Raw genomic sequence first — 443 nt, 5'->3', positions numbered from 1 at the left:
ATGCGTATGTGAAAAACAAAATCAAAGTGCCGCATGTCGGTTTGCCCAATATTCTGTTGGGTAAAGCCGCCGTTCCCGAGCTGCTGCAACACGATGCCGTCCCTGCACAACTGGCACAGGCCGTGGCAGACTGGTATGACCGCCCTGAAGCCGTGGCCGCGTTGGAACAGGATTTTCACGCCTTGCATCTGCTGTTGAAAAAAGATACGGCGGCCTTGGCTGCGGCGGCAGTATTGGAAGAAGCCGGATTTTCAGACGGCCTGAAAGACCCGTAAGGAAAATACATGAATTTATTGGGAGCATTGGCCCAGGTTGGCAGCCTGACGATGGTGTCGCGCATTTTAGGCTTTGTGCGCGATACGATTATCGCACGTGCGTTTGGTGCAGGCATGGCGACGGATGCGTTTTTTGTCGCGTTTAAACTGCCCAACCTGCTGCGGCGA

Annotated in this window: 1 protein-coding gene and 1 pseudogene; both read left to right on the top strand. The window is 54.2% G+C overall.

Features of this window, described 5'->3' with window-relative positions; all coding sequences use genetic code 11:
- Positions 1-275: pseudogene (locus ACTHUR_RS21120) on the top strand (lipid-A-disaccharide synthase); the annotation flags it as partial.
- Positions 276-284: 9 nt separating this feature from the next.
- A partial coding sequence (locus ACTHUR_RS21115) for a lipid II flippase MurJ (RefSeq protein WP_440400765.1) occupies positions 285-443 on the top strand: 159 nt, incomplete at its 3' end.

This window comes from Neisseria sp. P0021.S007 (assembly GCF_051956855.1).
Note: the sequence above shows the minus strand (reverse complement) of the source record. Positions and strands in the feature narration are given on the sequence as shown.